Source organism: Colwellia hornerae (assembly GCF_007954355.1).
GTDB lineage: Bacteria > Pseudomonadota > Gammaproteobacteria > Enterobacterales > Alteromonadaceae > Colwellia_A > Colwellia_A hornerae.
The window spans coordinates 12,616-32,278 of record NZ_VOLR01000026.1; the positions used below are offsets into that span (position 1 = coordinate 12,616).

General features: G+C 38.5%; 21 protein-coding genes and 4 tRNA genes. 16 read left to right on the forward strand and 9 right to left on the reverse strand.

What is annotated here, in order from left to right:
- Positions 1-81: 81 nt before the first annotated feature.
- The 5 genes from ESZ26_RS15775 to minE all read left to right on the forward strand — a co-directional run bounded on the left by ESZ26_RS15775 (position 82) and on the right by minE (position 2,564).
- Positions 82-354, forward strand: coding sequence for a DUF904 domain-containing protein (locus ESZ26_RS15775; protein ID WP_146800423.1), 273 nt, complete (start codon positions 82-84; stop codon positions 352-354).
- Positions 354-635, forward strand: coding sequence for a cell division protein ZapA (locus ESZ26_RS15780; RefSeq protein ID WP_146800424.1), 282 nt, complete (start codon positions 354-356; stop codon positions 633-635). The genes ESZ26_RS15775 and ESZ26_RS15780 overlap by 1 nt, the downstream gene beginning before the upstream one ends.
- 91 nt (positions 636-726) lie before the next feature.
- A complete protein-coding gene (gene minC / locus ESZ26_RS15785; RefSeq protein ID WP_146800425.1) occupies positions 727-1,446 on the forward strand; it encodes a septum site-determining protein MinC in 720 nt (239 codons plus the stop codon).
- 28 nt (positions 1,447-1,474) lie between these two features.
- Positions 1,475-2,284, forward strand: coding sequence for a septum site-determining protein MinD (gene minD / locus ESZ26_RS15790; RefSeq protein WP_070374181.1), 810 nt, complete (start codon positions 1,475-1,477; stop codon positions 2,282-2,284).
- 1 nt (position 2,285) lies between these two features.
- Positions 2,286-2,564, forward strand: a complete 279-nt coding sequence (gene minE / locus ESZ26_RS15795; RefSeq protein ID WP_070374180.1) for a cell division topological specificity factor MinE — start codon at positions 2,286-2,288, stop codon at positions 2,562-2,564.
- 136 nt (positions 2,565-2,700) lie between these two features.
- Here the strand turns inward: minE and ESZ26_RS15800 are convergent, their stop codons facing one another.
- The 4 genes from ESZ26_RS15800 to ESZ26_RS15815 form a co-directional block, all read right to left on the reverse strand.
- On the reverse strand, positions 2,701-3,345 hold the full coding sequence (locus ESZ26_RS15800) for a DsbA family protein (RefSeq protein ID WP_146800426.1): 645 nt from the start codon (positions 3,343-3,345) through the stop codon (positions 2,701-2,703).
- The gene (locus ESZ26_RS15805) at positions 3,342-3,785 is read right to left on the reverse strand and encodes a disulfide bond formation protein B (RefSeq protein WP_146800427.1); all 444 of its coding nucleotides are present in this window, start codon (positions 3,783-3,785) and stop codon (positions 3,342-3,344) included. The genes ESZ26_RS15800 and ESZ26_RS15805 overlap by 4 nt, the downstream gene beginning before the upstream one ends.
- Before the next feature lie 70 nt (positions 3,786-3,855).
- Entirely contained in the window at positions 3,856-6,015 is a 2,160-nt protein-coding gene (locus tag ESZ26_RS15810; protein WP_146800428.1) for a S46 family peptidase, read from the reverse strand.
- Between the two features lie 239 nt (positions 6,016-6,254).
- The gene (locus ESZ26_RS15815) at positions 6,255-8,342 is read right to left on the reverse strand and encodes a dipeptidyl-peptidase 3 family protein (RefSeq protein WP_146800429.1); all 2,088 of its coding nucleotides are present in this window, start codon (positions 8,340-8,342) and stop codon (positions 6,255-6,257) included.
- Between the two features lie 258 nt (positions 8,343-8,600).
- Between ESZ26_RS15815 and ESZ26_RS15820 the strand changes: the two genes are divergently transcribed.
- Positions 8,601-9,425 carry a M90 family metallopeptidase gene (locus tag ESZ26_RS15820; RefSeq protein WP_146800430.1) on the forward strand — a complete coding sequence of 275 codons (825 nt, stop codon included), beginning with the start codon at positions 8,601-8,603 and terminating at the stop codon, positions 9,423-9,425.
- 268 nt (positions 9,426-9,693) lie between these two features.
- Positions 9,694-10,215 (forward strand): NUDIX hydrolase, encoded by a 522-nt coding sequence (locus ESZ26_RS15825; protein WP_146800431.1) that lies wholly within the window; start codon positions 9,694-9,696, stop codon positions 10,213-10,215.
- Between the two features lie 67 nt (positions 10,216-10,282).
- Here the strand turns inward: ESZ26_RS15825 and ESZ26_RS15830 are convergent, their stop codons facing one another.
- Together ESZ26_RS15830 and ESZ26_RS15835 are read right to left on the reverse strand one after the other, a co-directional pair.
- The gene (locus tag ESZ26_RS15830; RefSeq protein WP_146800432.1) at positions 10,283-10,594 is read right to left on the reverse strand and encodes a GIY-YIG nuclease family protein; all 312 of its coding nucleotides are present in this window, start codon (positions 10,592-10,594) and stop codon (positions 10,283-10,285) included.
- Between the two features lie 98 nt (positions 10,595-10,692).
- Complete coding sequence (locus ESZ26_RS15835) at positions 10,693-11,637, reverse strand: response regulator (RefSeq protein ID WP_146800433.1); 945 nt, start codon at positions 11,635-11,637, stop codon at positions 10,693-10,695.
- A gap of 307 nt (positions 11,638-11,944) precedes the next feature.
- Here ESZ26_RS15835 and ESZ26_RS15840 point away from each other — a divergent pair, with 307 nt between their 5' ends.
- The 3 genes from ESZ26_RS15840 (at position 11,945) to ESZ26_RS15850 (ending at position 15,381) form a co-directional block, all read left to right on the forward strand.
- Positions 11,945-13,549, forward strand: a complete 1,605-nt coding sequence (locus tag ESZ26_RS15840) for an ABC-F family ATPase (RefSeq protein WP_146800434.1) — start codon at positions 11,945-11,947, stop codon at positions 13,547-13,549.
- A gap of 187 nt (positions 13,550-13,736) precedes the next feature.
- Positions 13,737-14,195, forward strand: a complete 459-nt coding sequence (locus tag ESZ26_RS15845; RefSeq protein WP_146800435.1) for a YehS family protein — start codon at positions 13,737-13,739, stop codon at positions 14,193-14,195.
- 4 nt (positions 14,196-14,199) lie between these two features.
- Positions 14,200-15,381, forward strand: a complete 1,182-nt coding sequence (locus tag ESZ26_RS15850; protein ID WP_146800436.1) for a DEAD/DEAH box helicase — start codon at positions 14,200-14,202, stop codon at positions 15,379-15,381.
- On the opposite strand, the gene ESZ26_RS15855 is transcribed toward ESZ26_RS15850, so the two are convergent.
- Positions 15,378-15,761, reverse strand: a complete 384-nt coding sequence (locus tag ESZ26_RS15855) for a YkgJ family cysteine cluster protein (RefSeq protein WP_146800437.1) — start codon at positions 15,759-15,761, stop codon at positions 15,378-15,380. The two genes, ESZ26_RS15850 and ESZ26_RS15855, sit on opposite strands and share 4 nt — an antisense overlap.
- A gap of 179 nt (positions 15,762-15,940) precedes the next feature.
- Between ESZ26_RS15855 and ESZ26_RS15860 the strand changes: the two genes are divergently transcribed.
- Together ESZ26_RS15860 and ESZ26_RS15865 are read left to right on the forward strand one after the other, a co-directional pair.
- Positions 15,941-16,765 carry an SDR family oxidoreductase gene (locus ESZ26_RS15860; RefSeq protein WP_190278412.1) on the forward strand — a complete coding sequence of 275 codons (825 nt, stop codon included), beginning with the start codon at positions 15,941-15,943 and terminating at the stop codon, positions 16,763-16,765.
- A gap of 50 nt (positions 16,766-16,815) precedes the next feature.
- On the forward strand, positions 16,816-17,346 hold the full coding sequence (locus tag ESZ26_RS15865; protein WP_146800439.1) for a peroxiredoxin family protein: 531 nt from the start codon (positions 16,816-16,818) through the stop codon (positions 17,344-17,346).
- A 42-nt stretch (positions 17,347-17,388) separates the two neighbouring features.
- Here ESZ26_RS15865 and ESZ26_RS15870 read toward each other — a convergent pair whose 3' ends face one another.
- On the reverse strand, positions 17,389-17,877 hold the full coding sequence (locus tag ESZ26_RS15870) for a glutathione peroxidase (protein WP_146800440.1): 489 nt from the start codon (positions 17,875-17,877) through the stop codon (positions 17,389-17,391).
- Positions 17,878-17,907: 30 nt separating this feature from the next.
- Entirely contained in the window at positions 17,908-18,759 is an 852-nt protein-coding gene (gene folD / locus ESZ26_RS15875; protein WP_146800441.1) for a bifunctional methylenetetrahydrofolate dehydrogenase/methenyltetrahydrofolate cyclohydrolase FolD, read from the reverse strand.
- Between the two features lie 353 nt (positions 18,760-19,112).
- On the opposite strand from folD, the gene ESZ26_RS15880 reads away from it, so the two are divergent.
- The 4 genes from ESZ26_RS15880 to ESZ26_RS15895 all read left to right on the forward strand — a co-directional run bounded on the left by ESZ26_RS15880 (position 19,113) and on the right by ESZ26_RS15895 (position 19,540).
- Positions 19,113-19,189, forward strand: a tRNA-Pro gene (locus tag ESZ26_RS15880).
- A 47-nt stretch (positions 19,190-19,236) separates the two neighbouring features.
- A tRNA-Arg gene (locus tag ESZ26_RS15885) sits at positions 19,237-19,313 on the forward strand.
- Between the two features lie 17 nt (positions 19,314-19,330).
- Positions 19,331-19,406, forward strand: a tRNA-His gene (locus tag ESZ26_RS15890).
- Positions 19,407-19,463: 57 nt separating this feature from the next.
- Positions 19,464-19,540 (forward strand) — tRNA-Pro (locus tag ESZ26_RS15895).
- Positions 19,541-19,663 lie beyond the last annotated feature (123 nt).

Consider the following 19,663-nt stretch of genomic DNA (forward strand, 5'->3'; position numbering starts at 1 on the left):
AATTGCCGTAAAAAGTAGCATTCTGCCTCACTTTATATTAAATTTGCCGCCCTTAATTAGTACAGTTAACAAGAGCGCCTTATGAACGAAAATACTCTCCCACAACTCGAACAACTGATCGAAAAAATCATTGATAAAAATAACCAATTAAAAAGCCAAGTAGCAGAATTAGCAGAGCAAAAAGCAGAATTAGCTCAGCAAAAAGCAGAATTAGAACAGCAAAAAGCTTTGCTTGTCGATGAAAATGAAACTTTTCAGCTTGAAGTCTTAGAAGGTGAAGAAAAACAGAAACAAACAAATAATGTATTAACCGCTTTATTAGCTAAATTGCAAAGTGCAGAAGAGCTTAGTTAATGTCTATTAAAGACTCTAATGGCATCAGCATTGAAATTATGGGTAAGTTACATCAGTTTTCTTGCTCAGCTGAACAAGCAGAGGATTTAAAGGAAGCCGCTAGTAAACTTGCTGTAATGTGCGATGACATAAAACAGCAAAGAGGAAATGCTAGCAGCGAGCGTGCTTTATTAGTTGCGTCAATTAATTTAAGCTATTCATTATTAATAGCAAATAATAAAATTGAGCAAAATCAACATGGACAAGAAGCGTTGATTTCGACACTTAAAAACGCTTTATAAACACTTTCACCTTTTCTAGTATTGCCACTATCGTTGAGTACGTTAAGATAGTGGTAATAATCGTGACTTTATACTTAGGAAAATTTTAGCTATGGCTGATGCTAGCATTGAATTTAAAGGTTCAAGCTTTACCCTGTCTGTTTTACATTTAAAAACATCAAAATTAGCAGATATTCGTACTGATTTAGCAAATAAAGTCGCGCAAGCGCCAGATTTTTTTTATCTCGTTCCTATTGTGGTTAGTATCGAACAATTAGATAGCTCGGTTGACTATCAAGCAATCAAAACATTAATTGAAGAATTTAATTTTACCTTTGTTGGCTTTACGGGGGCTATCGCTAAAGAACAACGAACGTTGATCCGCGAACTCGGTTTTTCATTCGTTAATACGGCGAAACCCCAGACTTTAGATAAAACGGTTAGTGCCGAAAAGCCCGAAGTTGTAAAAACTGAAACACTAGCAGATATACCAGAGCGTAGCCTTTTTAGCGACAAAATACATCGCGGTCAAATTCGTTCAGGTCAGCAAGTTTACGCTAAAGACCAAAATTTAGTGGTTATTGGCTCAGTATCCGCTGGAGCTGAAGTGATTGCTGATGGTAATATTCATGTTTATGGTTCGTTACGTGGTCGAGCCATTGCCGGCGCAAAAGGTCATCATCATGCGCAAATATATTGCCAAAACCTTGAAGCAGAATTAGTTTCGATTAATGGTAACTATTGGCTGAGCGAGTCAATGGAGCAACATTGGGGCTCACCCGTATATATACATTTGACTGACAGTGAATTAACGTCATCAAAACTTATTTAACTTTTAACTTATAAAGGATATTCGGTCTATGGCACGAATAATAGTAGTTACATCAGGAAAGGGCGGGGTTGGCAAAACGACATCAAGTGCAGCAATCGGTCTTGGTTTGGCGTTAAAAGGTCAAAAAGTTGTATTAATTGATTTTGATATAGGCTTACGAAATCTTGATTTGATTATGGGCTGTGAACGCCGTGTTGTTTATGACTTTGTTAATGTGATTAATGGTGAAGCCACCCTAAATCAAGCGTTAATTAAAGATAAACGCGTCAGTAGTTTATCTATATTACCTGCTTCACAAACCCGCGACAAAGATGCGTTAAATAAAGAAAACGTTGGCAAGGTGCTTGAAGAACTTGGCAAAACCTATGACTATATAGTTTGTGATTCTCCAGCCGGTATCGAAGCAGGCGCTATGATGGCGCTTTATTATGCTGATGAAGCGATAGTAACGACCAACCCTGAAGTTTCATCGGTTCGTGACTCTGATCGAATTTTAGGTATGTTAGCTAGCCGTTCTCGTAGAGCAGAGCTAGGCTTAGAGCCAATTAAAGAACATTTATTGTTAACGCGTTACTCACCTAAGCGTGTTGACGATGGTGAAATGCTGAGTGTTGAAGATGTGGTAGATATTCTATCTATACCTTTATTAGGTGTTATTCCAGAATCACAAGCGGTACTTAAGGCATCTAATGCCGGTGAACCAGTGATTTTAGATACTGAAAGCGATGCCGGAAAAGCCTATCAGGATGTCGTCGATCGCCTTTTGGGTGAAACCGTTGATTTTAGATTTTTACATGCCAAGAAAAAAGGCATTCTTAGTCGTATGTTTGGAGGATAACATGGCATTACTTGATTATTTTTTACGTAAAAAAGAAAAGCAGGTAACAACCGCTTCAAAGGCGAAAGAGCGTTTACAAATTATTGTTGCCCATGAGCGTAATAGTCGAAATAAACAGCCAGATTACTTGCCGCAACTCACTGCGGATATCCTTGAGGTATTGCGTAAGTACATTAAAGTAACCGATGAAAGTTTTTCGATAAACCTTGATAATAAAGGTGGCGATTTAAATGTCTTAGAACTTAATATCGAATTAAGTGATGAAAACAGTATTAACTAAGTCGATTTGATTTTGTTTATCAGACCTTATTGGTAAACATAAAAAAGGCGGGTATTCTTTGAGAGGATACCCGCCTTTTTTCATTATACATTACGATAAAATGACTAAAATTATAGCGTCATCTTGTTTACAAAATCTAGTAGGCTTCGGCGATGGCTTGTTCAACTAACTGAGTTAACTGTTCGTAGCCAAAATTAACAAGAGGTTTTCCATTAACAAAAAACTGCGGCGTTGCTCGAACTTCGAGGGTTTTACCGTCTGCGATATCTTGCATTATAACCTTGCTAACGTTTTCGCTACTGACATCGCGCATAAACTGTTCGCTATTCAAAGGTAAGTCCTTTAATAACGCACGAGCGCTTTGTGGTTGAGCAACATGATGGCGAGTCCAGGCTTGTTGTTTGGCAAATAAAATTTCTACTGCCGGCCAAAACTGTTCTTGTAAGTGTGCGGCTTCGAGTAGTTTAACCACTTGATCTGACCCCTTATGGAAAGGGGTGTAGCGCATCATCACCTTAACTTTACCTGGGTAGCGTTTAATTAAATTATTTACCAGAGGGTAAAAAGCTGAACATGTTTCGCAAGCAGGATCGAAAAACTCGACAATAGTCACTTTTGCCTCTAACGGCCCTTTTATAGGCGCGCCAACACGTTCAACGATGTCGAGGTTTTCAACTTTAGTGCTCTGGTGGCTATTGCTTGCTTTAAATATTGTTGCTGCGCCAATAAAAACCAGCAGGATTATAAGGCTAGCGCTAATGAAAAGTGTTTTTTTATTCATGATGATTCCGATTTAGTAATAAAAAATAATAATAAAGCCATGAGACTAAAGGTTAATAAAGACATCATTGGCATATTTAAGAAGCCAAAAACATTGAGGTGTGTTGCTGAACAAGGAATATCTTGCACGCACGGTTGTGCGCTTTTAGGGATAAAACCGGCCACTAAGAGCACATGAAACAGTGCGGTGAGCCAGCCAAATAAAACTAATACACCCACATAGCGCGTCACTTTAATGTCGAATGGAAATAAGGCCATTGGCAAAATAACGACTAAAGGGTACATAGCAATTCGTTGATACCAGCACAAAGAGCAGACAGGGAGTTTAACAACCTCACTAAAAAATAAGCTGGCAAGCATGCTTATGGTGGCAAGTACCCAAACTGAAAAGAGTAACAACCAAGCTTTGGGTAAAGTGTTGTTAGCAGATATATCGTTCATATAATCTCGTTTAGTTAACGTTAAAAATCCAGCCTAAGCCGGATTTTTATAGTAAATAAAATTCAGCTAATTATTCAACTATATCCATTTCTTCAATAAGATTAGTCGCGCCGTCAACATGTTCCATTACCCATAACATGTATTTAATATCAACGTGAATAGATCTGTTTAATTGAGTGTCGTAATCCCAATCACCAATAATACTTTCATAAACACCGTCAAAGACTAAACCAACAAATTCTGCTTTATCGTTAAGGGTAGGTGAGCCAGAGTTACCGCCGGTGATATCTAAGGTACCTAGGTAATTTACCGGCACTGAGCCAAGTTCTTTTTTAGCGTATTCGCCGTAAGTTTTACTCTTAATTAAATCGAGTTGTTTTTTAGACGCATTAAAGGGTTTAACACCTGTGTCTTTTTCTACAATGCCTTCAAGTGTTGTGTAAGGTGTTGCTGTTAGTCCGTCTCTTGGCGAATAACCTTTTACGTTACCGTAAGTAATACGCAATGTGCTGTTCGCATCAGCGTAAACGGGTAGTTTTTTATCGTTAAAATAAGCGATTAACGCTTCCATATATTTAGGACGATAAGCTTGAATATTACCTGACAACTCTTCGTCTTTTTCTTCAAGTGCTTTTCTTACAGAAAAAGTCTTTACGGCAAGTTGAATAAAAGGATCAGCGCTTTTTTCAAAGTCTGCTACCGATTTATTCATCCAAGCAAGGCGAGTTTCTTGGTCAGCAATTGTTGATGTTTGATACATTTTTTCAAGCTTAGCACTCAGTGCTTTTTTATTTAAACCCTTTTCAAGTTCAAAAAACTCATCGATGGCGAGAATACGTGCTGATTTAGGCAATTCAACATAATGCGTTAACATAGCGAATAAAATCTTTTGATCGATATTTGCGTCGTATCGACGATTAAAGGTTTTCATGCTTTGTTCAAAGCGTGCAAGATCACGTTCTTGGTAACCGCTTTCTCTGGCTACGTTTGGTTTGTTTTTTTCTACGGCTAAACGATGTAAACGATAAGCGGTGCTTAACATTTTGTTGTAAGCCATATAACCTAGAATTAGATCGCGTGCTTGAGTTTTTTGGTCTTGTTTTAGTAGCTTATTTAGGCCGGTAAGTGCGTTGCCATATTTAGCTTTTCGCATTTTATCAGCATTGATCCAAGCGCTTAAGTCTTGTTCTAGTTGCTGTTTACGGGCTAACGTTGTGCCTTTATTATAGCTTTTTATCATGCTACCGTAATTTTTTGCGTAGTTAGCTAAGCCGGCTAAGGTACTTTCGTACTTTATTCTTGCTTCACTTTCTGGTGCAGACTCGTTATGAATTAAGTCGATAAGCTCTTCACGATAATTTTTAGCATTAGGGTAAGTCCAAGTAAATTGGTTCTCAACCTCTAGTGCAGTGCGGTAACGGTTGGTGCGTCCTGGGTAACCTAGCACCATAATGTAATCGCCTTCATCAACACTACTCTTATTCACTTTTAGGTGATGCTTTGGCTCATAAGGTACGTTGTCTTTACTAAAGTCGGCGGGTTGGCCATCTTTACCGACATAAGCACGATAAAAACCGTAGTCTCCTGTGTGGCGTGGCCACATCCAGTTATCAACATCGCCGCCATACTTACCAACACTACTTGCTGGAGCATGGACTAAACGAACATCGCGAATAGTTAATTGTTTAAATAAGTAATATTCTAAACCGCCATGAAAATTAACAACACTACAACGATATTTGTCATCACTTTCACATTCAGCCACTAATGTTTTTGAGTTTTTATCTATGGTTTTATAGCGCTCAGAGCCCGACATGTTCTCGGTAATGCTGGCTTTAATTAATGTGGTAACATCATTAATTTCTTCTGTTACATAGATACGACTGCCGGGTGTAGCGGGTAGCTCTTCATCAAAGGTTTTTGCTAGAAAACCATTGGCGAGTAAGTTGTTCTCTGCTGTTGAGTTGTACTGAACAGAGCCATAAACACAATGATGATTAGAAGCAACTAAACCTTTATCAGAAACAAAGGAAGCCGTACAGCCACCAAGGCTGACAATAGCCCCCATAGGAAAGCCAGTAAGATCGGTTAAGTCGTTAGGGTTTAATTTTAAACCTGCTTGGGTAAGTTCTGTTGCAATGCTTGGCAATTGGTGAGGTTGCCACATGCCTTCATCAGCAGTGGCAAGTGTCGAAGCCATTGCTAATAATAAAATCGTTGTTTTTTTCATTAGAATTCTCTGGATTGTATTAATTTATTTTTTAATTTTATAGTTATAAGCCGCGCGTAAATATTGGAAAATACTTAGTTGTAGTCTTTTTATTTATTATTGCTAGTCGACATTATGCCAAAGAAAACTTTAAGGATAAAGAGGACGTTTCAAGCAAAATAAAAAAGGCGCATGACCCTTTGTGATCATACGCCTTGGTCTCTTATAACGTTTACGTTATTTTAAGGTTTGCTTAGCAATTAATTTAAAACCGGTAATAAACCATAATCTTTACCATATTCCAACATCTGTTCTTGGAAATTATCAGGATAAGTAATGTTTACATCAGTAATTTTATCACCTTGATAAACCGCTTCTAATTTAGGATTAACAAAACCAGAATATGGCGCTAATTTAAGTTTTTCATAACGATTTAACACTTCTAAATGCAGTTTTTTGTCAACGTTAACGGCATAGCCTTCAATTAACGCTTGGCCTGCAGCAAAGTCACCTTCAGACTTTATTCGTTGTAATTCACGTAATAATTGGCCAAATAAGCTGCGTAGCTTTTGGTAGTCATTGACAACAAAGAAGGTTTTGCCATCACGGACTCGCTTTTCAATAACATTGTCAGCGGCACCTTTTTCAAACGCCCAACTTGCAATTAACTGTCGATTACGCATATGTGCTTCTTCAATATGCTCACCTTCTTTAAGACGGCGTAATTGCAACATCATACCGTTACGAATATAGCTGTCGTAGCTTGCTTTACCCACTTCTAAGCTTGGCATTGCGCCCATATCAATTAATTTTTGATCCATAAGATAGTACAAGGCAATTAAGTCGGCGCGACCTTCTTCAAGGGCTGACGAGTATTGCTTTAACGTTTCTTTAGGGGTGCCAACGCCTTCGTTAATTTGCCCAGAAGCATGACCAACAACTTCATGTAAATCGGTATGCAAGTGAGACGCTAATGGACCAAACTCTTTGCTACGAGCAAGCTCGGCATCATCCCAGACAAATTCGGCTAACGAGCCGCCTTTTACATTGTCATAAGCACTAACAATATTGGTTAAGCTTACCGACTTTGAACCGTGCTCAGCGCGTATCCAGTTAGCGTTGGGTAGGTTAATGCCAATAGGCGTAGAGGGAGATGCATCGCCAGATTCAATTACCACGGTAATGGCTTTACCGGTAATGCCTTTGACTTCTTTTTTCTTATGGCTTTCAATGAGGGGTGAATTATCTTCAAACCACTGAGCTTCTGCGGCAATTTTAGCAATCACTTTGGTTGCTTCGTGATCTTTTACCGAAACAACCGATTCAAATGAACCCCGGTAAGCTAAAGGATCGTCGTAAACTTCGATGAAACCGTTAACTACATCAACGTCGGAATTAACATCTTTAACCCACGCAATAGAGTAGTCGTCAAAGTCTTTTAAATCACCGCTTTTATAGTATTTTGATAATAACGTTAGCGCTTTACGTTGCTGCTCGTTTTCAGCAACGGTGGCTGCTTTATCTAGCCAAAAGACAATTTCGCTGATGGCTTTGTCATACATACCACCGACTTTCCATACTTGCTCAACGAGCTTACCGTCAATTTTCACTAATTTAGAGTTCAAGCCCCAAGATACCGGACGCTTAGGATCTACATCGACCTTACTTTTATAAAATGCTTCAACTTCTTGTTCGGTAACGCCTTCATAATAGTTAACTGAAGAGGCAACAACATTGTCGATGTCAGCAGACTGATTAACCATTTTAGGTGCAACCGTTGGGTCGAATAAAATTGGCGTTAGTAAAGCCACTAACTGCTCAGCACTTTGGTCTTTATTTAAAGGTAATTTACCTTTTTCGGCAACTGACATAACATAGCTTGCGAAAGTTTCTGGACTAAATTCAGGGCTGAATTTACCTGACATATAATGGTGATGAATGCCGTTAGAAAACCAGACACGTTTTGTGTATTCATTGAACTTTTGGAATTCTTCGCTGCTTTTGTCTCCGGCATAATCGGCGATAACCGCTTCTAGCGTATGACGTATGGTGAGGTTGTATTTGTAGTTATGATCCCAAGTAATATCACGACCAGAAAGCGCTGCTTTATAGAGATAGAATAACAATTCTTTAGTTTCTAGCGGCAACTCTTCAAAACCAGGGACTTGATAACGTATAACACGGATATCAGCAAAACGGTCTACCTGCCATTTAAATTCATTGCTGCTAGTTGCTGTCGCTTGATGAGTTTGCTTTGGCTCTGCTTTACTGTCGCTTGCTTCTTGTTCAGAGCAACCAGAAAGGGCGAGCACAGCTGCTAACGCTGCAGATATTTTTGATAATTTCATGTGGTTTTAATTCCAAGTATTGCCCTGCTATCGAGCATTTTATTATAAGTATTACTTAACGTTAAAATAATACTCACAATGTCGCAATATGTATACCGGTTAACTTTATTGGCAGCAATCAGCATTAAGTTTGAAAGGCGGTTTAACGTACTTATAAAATAGCATTTACGTTTTCAATTATGAAATATACCGGCAATAGCTTGATATATTATCATCGTGGACCTACATCATAGTAAATCCTAACCAGTAAAATTTATTATGTTGTCTTATCTACTTCCCATACTTATTGGCGTTTTACTTATCGGTTATTCTGTCGGTAAGCCCTATTGGCGAGAATATCAGCGCAATAAAATAAGACGACAGCCATTTAAAAAAACATGGCGAAAAATCATTCAGCAAAGAATGCCTTATTTTGGGCAAATGCCAACAGATTTGCAGTTGCAGTTAAAGCAACATATTCAGGTATTCTTGGCGGAGAAAAGCTTCGTTGGTTGTAATGGTGTTAAAATAACCGATGAAATACGTATAACTATTGCTGCCCAAGCATGTTTATTGTTGCTTAATCGCAAGACTAATTTTTACCCTAAATTACAAACCATACTGGTTTACCCTAGGGCTTTTATTAAGCAACAGCAAAATATGGGAACTGATGGCTTAAGATATCAACAAAAAGTAGCATTGGCGGGTGAGTCATGGGACTTTGGTAAAGTCGTCCTATCTTGGCAAGATACTTTAGACGGCGCAAAAATACCTGATGATGGTCGTAATGTCGTCATTCATGAGTTTGCTCACCAGTTAGACCAAGAAAATGGCCGCGCTAATGGTGCGCCTATATTAGATAAAGGGCAGAGCTATCAAGGTTGGTCTGCGGCTTTTTCTTTGCAATTTGAACAGTTAAAGAGGCAAGAAAGAACCGGGACGCCGTCATTATTTGATTATTATGGAGCGACAAATCCCGCTGAATTCTTTGCGGTTACCAGTGAAGTTTTTTTTGAGCAAGCTAAACAGTTTCATGCTAAGTATCCGATGCTCTATCAGCAACTTAAAAACTATTATCATGTTGACCCTGTTCACTGGGCGTAAGATTAAAATAGCAAAATAGCAAAATAGCAAAATAGCAAAATATCATCACCTTACGGTTAACAATACCGAGTAAGTGTATTTTTGATACTTGACAGTGTTTAGCATTACTTAGTCGGATACTATAAAGTTTTCGCCTAATGTCGTGTCACTGTAGTAAGATGTTCATATACTGTTGTTTAAAATTATTACGGTTAATGCAACATTGTTTAACGACAACAATTTGCTTTATCTGTCTTTGATTTTCTAGATATTTCTAAAGATCCCTGCTATGCGTTTATTAAAATCAACGATTCATCCTGACATTCGTGATATGTCAGTGCGCCAATTTACTCGAAAAGCGACTCGGGCTATTGTCTTAAAGGGTGAAGATATTCTTTTACTTTATACCAAGCGATATCATGATTACAGTTTACCCGGTGGCGGTATCGACGAAGGCGAAAGTAATATTGCCGGCTTAGTGCGCGAGTTAAAAGAAGAAACTGGCGCGCATAATGTGCAAAATATTCAAGCGTTTGGTTTATATGAAGAGTTTAGACCTTGGCATAAGCCCGACTTTGAACTTATTCATATGGAGTCTTATTGTTATATTTGCTCGATAGATGAAGAATTACTTGAAACCGAGCTTGAAGCGCATGAAATTAATAATGGCATGTATCCACTTTGGATGAATATACATCAAGCGATCAGTCATAATGAGCAGACCATAGCCAATAGCAAAAAGAAGGGACTTTCTATTGAACGTGAAACCTTTTTGTTAAAGCTTATTGTTAGTGAGCTATTAGTTAAATAGGGTTGAACGGTTAAGTAGCCCTTGTTTAGTCGAGGTAAGGGAGATGCTTTTATAAAAATTAGTGAGTTTACTCTTCACTAGTAATAGCAATTCTTAAGGTTTCTCTTTGTAGTAATTTTACAGCGACCTCTGCCGATACTTGGTAAAATTCGTTAACGTATTCTTTAGCGTTTAAATACGTGCGTATTTTCTTTTTAATAGCACACGGATTGTTGCACGCTAAAGAAAATACCAGTGAGTAATCACCTGGTGAGTTTTTTGAAAGTGACCGAGCATATTCTTCAGCATCATCTGGAGTACAGCCTATTCTTATCACATCTGAAAAAAAGGAGTGGGTCATCACATAAACGTTACCGATTGAAACAGTGTCTTTTTTCATGTTTTTTATAAAATTCCTTATTTATATTTATATTCAATAATTCAAGCGCACTTTATCTTTATAATAAAGTGCCTGATTGAATAATTAATCGTACTGGCTTAAACTATTTTTAAATAATCTTTAATTATCTTTGCGCCATTACTGGCTTGAATCGGCTTAAAGATAAAACCAGAAACGCCACTTGCTTGGCATTCATCGACGAGTCCTTTATCGGTAACCGAAGACAACATTACCACAGGTACATTTGAGCCGCTGGCACGAATAGCTTTTAATGCTTCGTTACCGTTCATCTTAGTCATCACAACGTCCATGAAAAGGAAGTCAGGGGCTTGGTTTTTTACCGCTTCTACCGCGGTACTACCATCGTCTGCCTCAATAACATTTTCATAACCTAAACCAGTTAAAAAGCGTTTTATTGCTTTTCGTATCATCGCACTATCGTCAACAAGTAATATTTTGCTTTCTAATGGCAAAGGCGTGCTGTGTGGGTTCGCAATACCCGAACTTTGCTCTCTTTCAACATGACTGGTTTGAAAATTAACATTACGGACCAACAAATTAAAATAGTATCGACCAACGCCTTCAACGGTAATTGGTACCGTTATTATCTCCTTAACACCTGCTAAGTACTTTTCCATATCTTTAAAATTATGGATGAAATAAGGGCTAGAAAAATCAAATTTTAAGTTGTTGCGGCTCAGTAAATCGGTTGCTCGACCAACAATGGTATTGCCCCATTCTGCTAAGGCATTACTTAACTCGTCATTTATTTCTGTGTAATCATATGCTTCGTCAAACATGTTTTGGCAAACAGAATTACCAATAGCTACTGCAGTTTCTGGGTAATGATGCATCATAATTACCCCATCTAAACAGCCAGTAATATCAGAACAAACGGCATAACCTTTAAAGCGAAAGTCTTCAACTGTATCGATAAAAGCTTCGCCGGCGCTACCCGATAAACTGGTCATCGATTTTAAGCTAGCAATAGATTCGTTGATAAAAGGATGTAGAGTGACTTTATAAATTGTATCAATAGACATGAAATATCCGCATATATTATTTTTATTGTGCGAATAAAATACTAGAGCAAATAAGGTTTTGCAAGAAAATACCCGAGGTGATGAACAAGCTTTAATTTTTTTATTTAATAATATATCAAGCACTAATCGCTTCTGTATTGCTATTGGTGAAAAAACAACCAAAAATATTGAGGATTAAGTAGAGAAAATAGAGTTTTTACTGTATAATGCGCCACTTTATTTTGATGGTCTTAAATATGTTTCTATTTTTGCTATCTTCACCGTTGCTGGTTAACACTTTTAGTTAGCACTATTTAGGAATTTATCTTTGATCACTACATCTAACATTACAATGCAATTTGGCGCAGAGCCTTTGTTTGAAAACATTTCGGCTAAATTTGGCAATGGTCACCGCTACGGTTTGATCGGCGCAAATGGTTGTGGCAAGTCTACATTCATGAAGATACTCAGTGGTGATTTAGTACCAAGTTCAGGCAATGTATCGGTTAGCACGGGCAACAAAGTGAGTACGTTGGGCCAAGACCAGTTCGCTTTTGAACAGCACAATGTTATTGATACTGTGATCATGGGTGATATGCCGTTATGGAAAGTAAAGCAAGAAAGAGATGCTATCTACGCACAAGCTGAGATGAGTGAAGCCGACGGTATGCGTGTTGGTGACTTAGAAAGCGAATTTGCTGAAATGGACGGTTACACGGCTGAAAGTCGCGCCGGTGAAATATTATTAGAAGCGGGCATTGAAGAGTCATTTCATTACGGTTCAATGCAACAAGTTGCCCCAGGTTGGAAGCTTCGTGTACTTTTAGCTCAAGCCTTGTTTGCTAACCCTGATATCTTATTACTCGATGAGCCAACCAATAACTTGGATATTCATACCATTACTTGGTTAGAAGCTGAGCTAAACAAACGCAAATGCACCATGATTATCATTTCGCATGATAGACATTTTCTTAATTCAGTTTGTACACATATGGCAGACATCGATTACGGTGAATTACGGGTTTACCCGGGTAATTACGAGTTCTTCTTAGCGCAGTCTGGTTTGTTACGTGAGCAGTTATTAGCCGGTAATGATAAAAAAGTTGCTGAAATTGCTGAATTACAGGATTTTGTTAACCGTTTTGGTGCTAATGCTTCTAAAGCAAAACAAGCAAGTTCTCGTGCTAAGAAAATGGATAAAATTAAACTTGATGATGTAAAATCTTCAAGTCGTATTACGCCAAAAATTGCTTTTGCTCCTGGCAAGAAGATGCACAGACAGGCATTAGAACTTGAAGGTTTAGCCCATGGCTTTGACGGTGTTACTTTGTTTTCTAAAGGTAATTTATTGTTAGAAGCGGGTGCTAAATTAGCCATCATCGGAGAAAACGGTGTTGGTAAAACGACGTTACTACGCTGTTTAATGAGCGAGTTAGAGCAGACTGAAGGTGTGGTTAAGTGGTCTGAAAATGCTTCAGTGGGTTATTGCCCACAAGATAGTGGTTCATTCTTTGATAATGACTTAACGCTGATGGAATGGATGTCTCAATGGCGTAGACCTTGTCACAATGATTTAAGTGTTCGTGGTATGTTAGGACGTATGCTATTCACTGATGACGATGCCAACAAAAAAGCACGTAACTGTTCAGGTGGTGAAAAGAATCGCTTGTTATTTGGTCGCTTAATGATGGCAGATATCAATGTGCTCATTATGGATGAGCCGACTAATCACATGGATATCGAAGCGATAGATGCATTGAACAATGCGCTGAAAGACTTTGAAGGTACGTTAATTTTTGTTAGCCATGACCGTGAGTTTGTTTCTAGCTTAGCAACGCGTATTATCGATATTAAAGATAAAAAGCTTGTTGATTTTCAAGGCTCGTTAGACGAATACCTTGATAGCCAAATACAAGCACAAAAAAGAGCTTAGTGCTCTTTTCGTTAAGCTTATTAATTGTTAAAAACGTCTTTAATGGCGTTTTTAACGCGTTAACTAAGCACTATATATAGACAAAAATGAGTTAGCTAATATTTAAAACGAGTGCGCTATACTTTTTACCATTCTGAAGACAACTCTACTGTTGTCTTCACTTTAACAACGTTCCCTAGGTCTAAACATGATAAACAATGATATTCTTCGTCGCTTAAGTACTTTACTTGGTTTTGATGACGAAAAAACCCGTGCTGTCTTTAAATTAAATGCCTGTGAAATAACAGCAGAGCAATTGGTTTGTTTTTATAAAGAAAAAGACGATGAAACTTATGTTGAGCTACTTGATGTAGAATTTGCCAGCTTCCTCAATGGCTTAATTATTGAGAAAAGAGGTGCAAAAGAAGGACCACAAGCGGTGCCTGAAGATGTTTTAACGAATAACGCTATTTTTAATAAGTTAAAAATTGCCTTTTCTTTACATGCCGATGAAGTGATTGAAACGCTTGAATTAGCAGAGCTGAGCTTAACCAAATATGAATTAAGTGCATTTTTTAGAAGTATCAGCAATAAACATTATAGAGATTGTAGTGATGAAGTTTTATCGACCTTTATTAAAGGTTTAAAAATTAAACTTCAAGGATAGTATTATGCCATTTTCGACACTGGGATTAAGTGAACCGCTTTTAAAAGCCCTTGCTGACTTAAAGTATAGTGAGCCAACAGCTATTCAGAAAAAAGCTATTCCGGTTATTTTATCGGGAAAAAATCTTGTTGCTGCAGCGCAAACAGGTACCGGTAAAACGGCGAGTTTTGTCTTGCCGATGCTTGAAAAACTTAATACCGAACGAAAATTACGTGGCAAACGTATTCGAGCGCTTGTTCTTACCCCAACACGTGAACTTGCTGTACAAGTAGAACAAAGTATCCGTGATTATGGTCAGTATTTAAACTTAAGTTCGATGGCAATGTACGGCGGGACTGATATTGAACCGCAAAGGCAGAAACTCATTTGGGGCGTTGATATCGTTGTTGCAACCCCAGGGCGATTACTTGATATGGCTCATCAACGTGCTTTGCATTTTGATGAACTCGAAGTACTTGTTTTAGATGAAGCCGACAGAATGCTTGATATGGGGTTTATTGAAGATATTAATAAAATTATTGAACGTTTGCCGCTCGAACGTCAAAACTTATTATTTTCAGCCACTATTTCTGATGATGTTCGTGCGTTATCAAAGCGAACCTTTAGTAATGCAACAGAAATCTCAATTGGCAATAATAACGCCTCCAAACCTAAAATTGATCAATGGTTAATAACGGTTGATAAAGGTAATAAATCGGCATTACTGAGTCATTTAATTATTGAACATCAATGGCAACAAGCGCTGATCTTTATCGAAACAAAACATGGTGCAGCTAAACTTGTTAGCCAGCTAGAAAAGCGCGGCATTAGTGCCGAGTCTATTCATGGTGGCAGAACACAAGCGATGCGAGAGCAAGTACTTAATGACTTTAAAGCGGGAAAAATTAAATTTCTTGTCGCTACAGGTATCGCTTCGCGTGGTCTTGATATCGGCGAGCTTACGCGAGTGGTTAATTACGACTTACCTGATCAAGTTGATGACTATATTCACCGTATTGGTCGAACAGGTCGAGCGGGCGCTTCTGGAGAAGCGGTATCATTTGTGGCAAAGGACAACTTTAGAAACTTGTGTGCGATAGAAAGTCGCTTAGGGCATGTTATTAAACGCAAAGAGTTTGAAGGTTTTCCGGTTAAAAAAGTGGTGCCACTTTCTATTTTAAATTACGTGCCAAAAAATAAGCGTTAACTGCGGCTCATTAATTTATTAAGTTTGTCTTGTGCTTGTTGGGGATGAGTTAAATCGATGACGTCTATCATTTCACACTCATCCCTGATCATCTCACTGATATTACTCGGATAATCCCGACAGTCTTCCGGACGGTCTAGATAAATAGCACAAGTATATTTAACCTGTTCGGATGCCTCTTGGTTAGGCATTTTTTCTAGGAAAGGGCACTGTGTTAGTTGTTGGCCAGTTTTAGGGCTAAACCAAATCTTATCTTTTATTACATATTGATGAATGTGCGGGCGAAAAATTTCCCACATTTCAATATCTTCAATGGAAGCGGCTATGCCTCCGTCGCCATATTTTATACAGCACTTGCCACATTGATTACAATCTTTCAATGGTTGCTTGACTCATTTTAGTGTTTAAACAAAAGTGTATCATGTTAGCCTAACAATTATTGTGCTAGGCATTCGTGTTTCTCGATACCATTAATTATCTCGCCTTGTGCTGATTTGATATCCCCAGTATGCTCACCGACAATAAAGCAAATCTTCGAATTAAAGGTAATAATAACAGCGTGAAAAAATCTATTTTAATAACAGGTTGTTCAAGTGGTATTGGTTTAGATGCGGCTCTGACATTATCAACGAGAGGCTATCAAGTTTTTGCTACCGCAAGAAAGCAAGCCGATGTCGTTATGCTGCAAGAAAAAGGCTTAACCGCCTGTCAGCTTGATTTAACGCAAGCTGACAGTATCCATGCGGCACTTGCTTTTGTGCTTAAAGAAACCGGGGGAACGCTAGATTTTCTTTTTAATAATGGCGCCTATGGTCAGCCGGGCGCATTAGAAGACTTACCAACTCAAGCGCTGATAAGCCAATTTGAAAGCAATGTTTTTGGCTGGCATGAGCTGACCAAACAAGTTATTCCGGTTATGCGCAAGCAAGGCCACGGTCGGATCATTCAATGTAGTTCGGTGTTGGGTTTCGTTTCTATGGCTTATCGAGGTGCGTATAATGCCTCAAAATATGCCATCGAAGGTTTATCTGACACCCTGAGGTTAGAGTTGAAATCAGCCAATATCGCGGTAGTGCTTTTACAGCCGGGTCCTATTAATACTCAGTTTCGCGCCAATGCCTTAAGTGTTTTTACAGCAAACATTGATGCTAAAGACAGTGCTCATCACGTTGAGTATCAACAACAAATAGCAAGGCTTGCCAGTAAAACCTCGAATGCAAAATTTACTTTAGAAGCCGCAGACGTCACCAAAGCGTTGATCCATGCCTTAGAGAGTAAACGGCCAAAAATAAGATACAGAATTACTGTGCCTACTAAACTATTTGCCGTATTCAAACGTATACTACCGACAAGTTGGCTCGATAATCTTTTAGCTAAAGGTTAATGAGGTAAAATTACAACAAAATATCCATTCATTTTTAAAAGGTAACTCTGATGAAAAGAACATCAAAAGTAGTTTGTACATTATTAGCCGTATTTACCAGTTTTAGTTTGTTAGCCGCTGATTTAAAAGTGGGAGAGCAAGCACCAGATTTTAAATTACAAGCCACCAATGGTGATTATTACCAACTCAGTGACTACCAAGGTAAGCAAGCTGTTGTGCTAGCTTGGTATCCAATGGCTAACACTCGTGGTTGTACCATTGAATGTAAGTCATTGGTTGAGAAGGGGCATTTGATCAGAGCGTATAATGCAAGTTACGTGATGGCCAGTGTTGACCCATTAGATGACAATAGAGATTTTGCTAAGAAAACCGGTGCAGATTTTCCGATGTTAAGTGATCCAACAAAAGCCACTGCAAAAGCCTACGATGTCTTGAATATGATGCAGGTTGCCAGTCGTGTGACATTTTATATTTCTAAAGAAGGTGAAATCTTGAAAATAGATGATGATATTTCGCCAAGAACAGCGGCAGAAGATATTGCTAGTAACCTTGAAATGTTAAAAGTAGCAAAAGCTCAATAAGATAATAAGAGCAACCAACACTTGTTGGCTGCTCATTATAAGTTACTCAGCGAGTAACTTTTCTATATCTGCTTTAATGCTAGTCGGTTTAGTGGTTGGCGCATAGCGTTTAACCACTTGGCCTTGCTTGTTCACTAAAAACTTAGTGAAATTCCACTTGATGCTCTTAGAACCTAGTATTCCAGGTGCTTGTGCCTTTAAAAAGGTAAAGAGAGGGTGAGTGTTGTCGCCATTGACGTCAATTTTATCAAATAATGGGAATTTGATATTAAACGTTAGATCACAAAACTGCTGTATTTCCTCGTTACTGCCTTTCTCTTGCTGCTTAAACTGATTACAAGGAAAAGCTAAAACCGCTAAACCTTGTGTTTGATACTCACTGTAAAGTGATTGTAAGCCTTCATATTGTGGCGTAAATCCGCAGGCACTTGCCGTATTGACGATGAGCATCACTTTACCTTGATAGTCTTTCAACTCAACGGTTTCTTTTTTATTGTTGATCGCATTAAACTGATAAATCGAGTCAGACATAGTTTGTTCCTTTATATAAACGGCTTAAATTTAGTGAAACTCTTCACAAGCGATCAAAGTGTTCTCAATTAAACTTGCTACTGTCATTGGACCTACGCCACCAGGTACCGGAGTAATATGAGCTGCTTTGGTTTTAGCGATATCAAAACCTACATCGCCAACGAGTTTGCCATTCGCTAAACGGTTAATACCGACATCGATGACAATAGCGCCTGCTTTAATCCATTCTCCCGGAATGAATTCAGGTTTTCCTACGGCAACTACCAGTAAGTCAGCATTACGTATTTTATCTTCAAGATTTTTGGTAAATCTATGTGTGGTGGTTACTGTGCAACCGGCCAGTAATAGTTCTAACGTCATTGGACGACCAACAATATTTGAAGCGCCGACGATCACTGCCTCTAAACCATGAGGGTCTATACCGGTAGTCTCTATAAGCTTAATAATACCTTTAGGTGTGCAGGGGCGCAATCCTGGTTGACGAAGTGCTAACTTACCTACATTGAATGGGTGGAAGCCGTCGACATCTTTTAAAGGGTTGATATGCTCGATGATTAGATTAGCATCTAAACCTTTTGGTAAAGGGAGCTGAACAAGAATGCCATCAATATTTTCATCATTATTTAACTCATCAATTAAAGTAAATAATTCAGCTTGAGTGGTTGTGGGTGGCAGATCATACGAGCGAGAAAGAAAACCAACTTCTTCACATGCTTTACGCTTACTTCCAACATAAACTTGTGAAGCTGGATCAGAGCCGACTAATATCACCGCTAGCCCAGGAGGTCGTAAGCCATTTTTAATGCGTATTGCTACTTTTTCTTTTACTGAGAGCCTAAGCTGCTGAGCAATGTATTTACCGTCTATAAGAGATGCTGTCATGATAGTTTCGATTAACTTAGTTAAATGTGAAAAACAACGCTATTTTCGCATAAAAACCTAGACTGTTATAGCTACTGTTCCTTTAAATGGTCTTTTATTCGGTAATATATCGCTAAATGAAGATATAAAAAATAAAATCCACCTTTAACAGGTGCTCGAGCAACTGAATTTATTGATAATCTAAGACTTGCTATATTTATAGGCAAAAAGTGGTGTTTATCAAGCGGCTTGTTTTAAAAGTGAGCAAACGGTTATTTTTTTATAAAAAAGGTTTGACGGGGCTCAGGCAACTAGGTAATATCCGCATCCGTTGAAAGGGACATGTTTTTAGTTGTTTTTAACCTAGTACATATCGGTGATTAGCGCAGCTTGGTAGCGCACTTGGTTTGGGTCCAAGGGGTCGCAAGTTCGAATCTTGCATCACCGACCACTTTTTTAATTATTTTAATAACTAAAAATTTGGTCTGTAGGTAATGTGCGCCCTTAGCTCAGCTGGATAGAGCAACGCCCTTCTAAGGCGTGGGTCGCAGGTTCGAATCCTGCAGGGCGTACCAAACAGTATTTTACAATGGTGGCTATAGCTCAGTTGGTAGAGCCCCGGATTGTGATTCCGGTTGTCGAGGGTTCAAGTCCCTTTAGCCACCCCATTTTTCTCAAGAAATGGTGTTTAAATATTGTAGTAAAGAAAGTTAAGTAGAAAATGTCGGTGATTAGCGCAGCTTGGTAGCGCACTTGGTTTGGGTCCAAGGGGTCGCAAGTTCGAATCTTGCATCACCGACCACTTCTTATTCGTATATCTGTTGTTTATCAATTCCTCGTTTTATACTTCTATTTAAAAATCATAAGTTTATCTGATATAAATTATTTAATTGCCCGTTAAACCAATTTAATGTGCTTTATGTTT

Coding starts and splice junctions, on each gene's coding strand:
- ESZ26_RS15775 (WP_146800423.1), top strand. CDS start 82: ATGAACGAAAATACTCTCCCACAACTCGAACAACTGATCGAAAAAATC.
- ESZ26_RS15780 (WP_146800424.1), top strand. CDS start 354: ATGTCTATTAAAGACTCTAATGGCATCAGCATTGAAATTATGGGTAAG.
- minC (WP_146800425.1), top strand. CDS start 727: ATGGCTGATGCTAGCATTGAATTTAAAGGTTCAAGCTTTACCCTGTCT.
- minD (WP_070374181.1), top strand. CDS start 1,475: ATGGCACGAATAATAGTAGTTACATCAGGAAAGGGCGGGGTTGGCAAA.
- minE (WP_070374180.1), top strand. CDS start 2,286: ATGGCATTACTTGATTATTTTTTACGTAAAAAAGAAAAGCAGGTAACA.
- ESZ26_RS15800 (WP_146800426.1), bottom strand. CDS start 3,345: ATGAATAAAAAAACACTTTTCATTAGCGCTAGCCTTATAATCCTGCTG.
- ESZ26_RS15805 (WP_146800427.1), bottom strand. CDS start 3,785: ATGAACGATATATCTGCTAACAACACTTTACCCAAAGCTTGGTTGTTA.
- ESZ26_RS15810 (WP_146800428.1), bottom strand. CDS start 6,015: ATGAAAAAAACAACGATTTTATTATTAGCAATGGCTTCGACACTTGCC.
- ESZ26_RS15815 (WP_146800429.1), bottom strand. CDS start 8,342: ATGAAATTATCAAAAATATCTGCAGCGTTAGCAGCTGTGCTCGCCCTT.
- ESZ26_RS15820 (WP_146800430.1), top strand. CDS start 8,601: ATGTTGTCTTATCTACTTCCCATACTTATTGGCGTTTTACTTATCGGT.
- ESZ26_RS15825 (WP_146800431.1), top strand. CDS start 9,694: ATGCGTTTATTAAAATCAACGATTCATCCTGACATTCGTGATATGTCA.
- ESZ26_RS15830 (WP_146800432.1), bottom strand. CDS start 10,594: ATGAAAAAAGACACTGTTTCAATCGGTAACGTTTATGTGATGACCCAC.
- ESZ26_RS15835 (WP_146800433.1), bottom strand. CDS start 11,637: ATGTCTATTGATACAATTTATAAAGTCACTCTACATCCTTTTATCAAC.
- ESZ26_RS15845 (WP_146800435.1), top strand. CDS start 13,737: ATGATAAACAATGATATTCTTCGTCGCTTAAGTACTTTACTTGGTTTT.
- ESZ26_RS15850 (WP_146800436.1), top strand. CDS start 14,200: ATGCCATTTTCGACACTGGGATTAAGTGAACCGCTTTTAAAAGCCCTT.
- ESZ26_RS15865 (WP_146800439.1), top strand. CDS start 16,816: ATGAAAAGAACATCAAAAGTAGTTTGTACATTATTAGCCGTATTTACC.
- ESZ26_RS15870 (WP_146800440.1), bottom strand. CDS start 17,877: ATGTCTGACTCGATTTATCAGTTTAATGCGATCAACAATAAAAAAGAA.
- folD (WP_146800441.1), bottom strand. CDS start 18,759: ATGACAGCATCTCTTATAGACGGTAAATACATTGCTCAGCAGCTTAGG.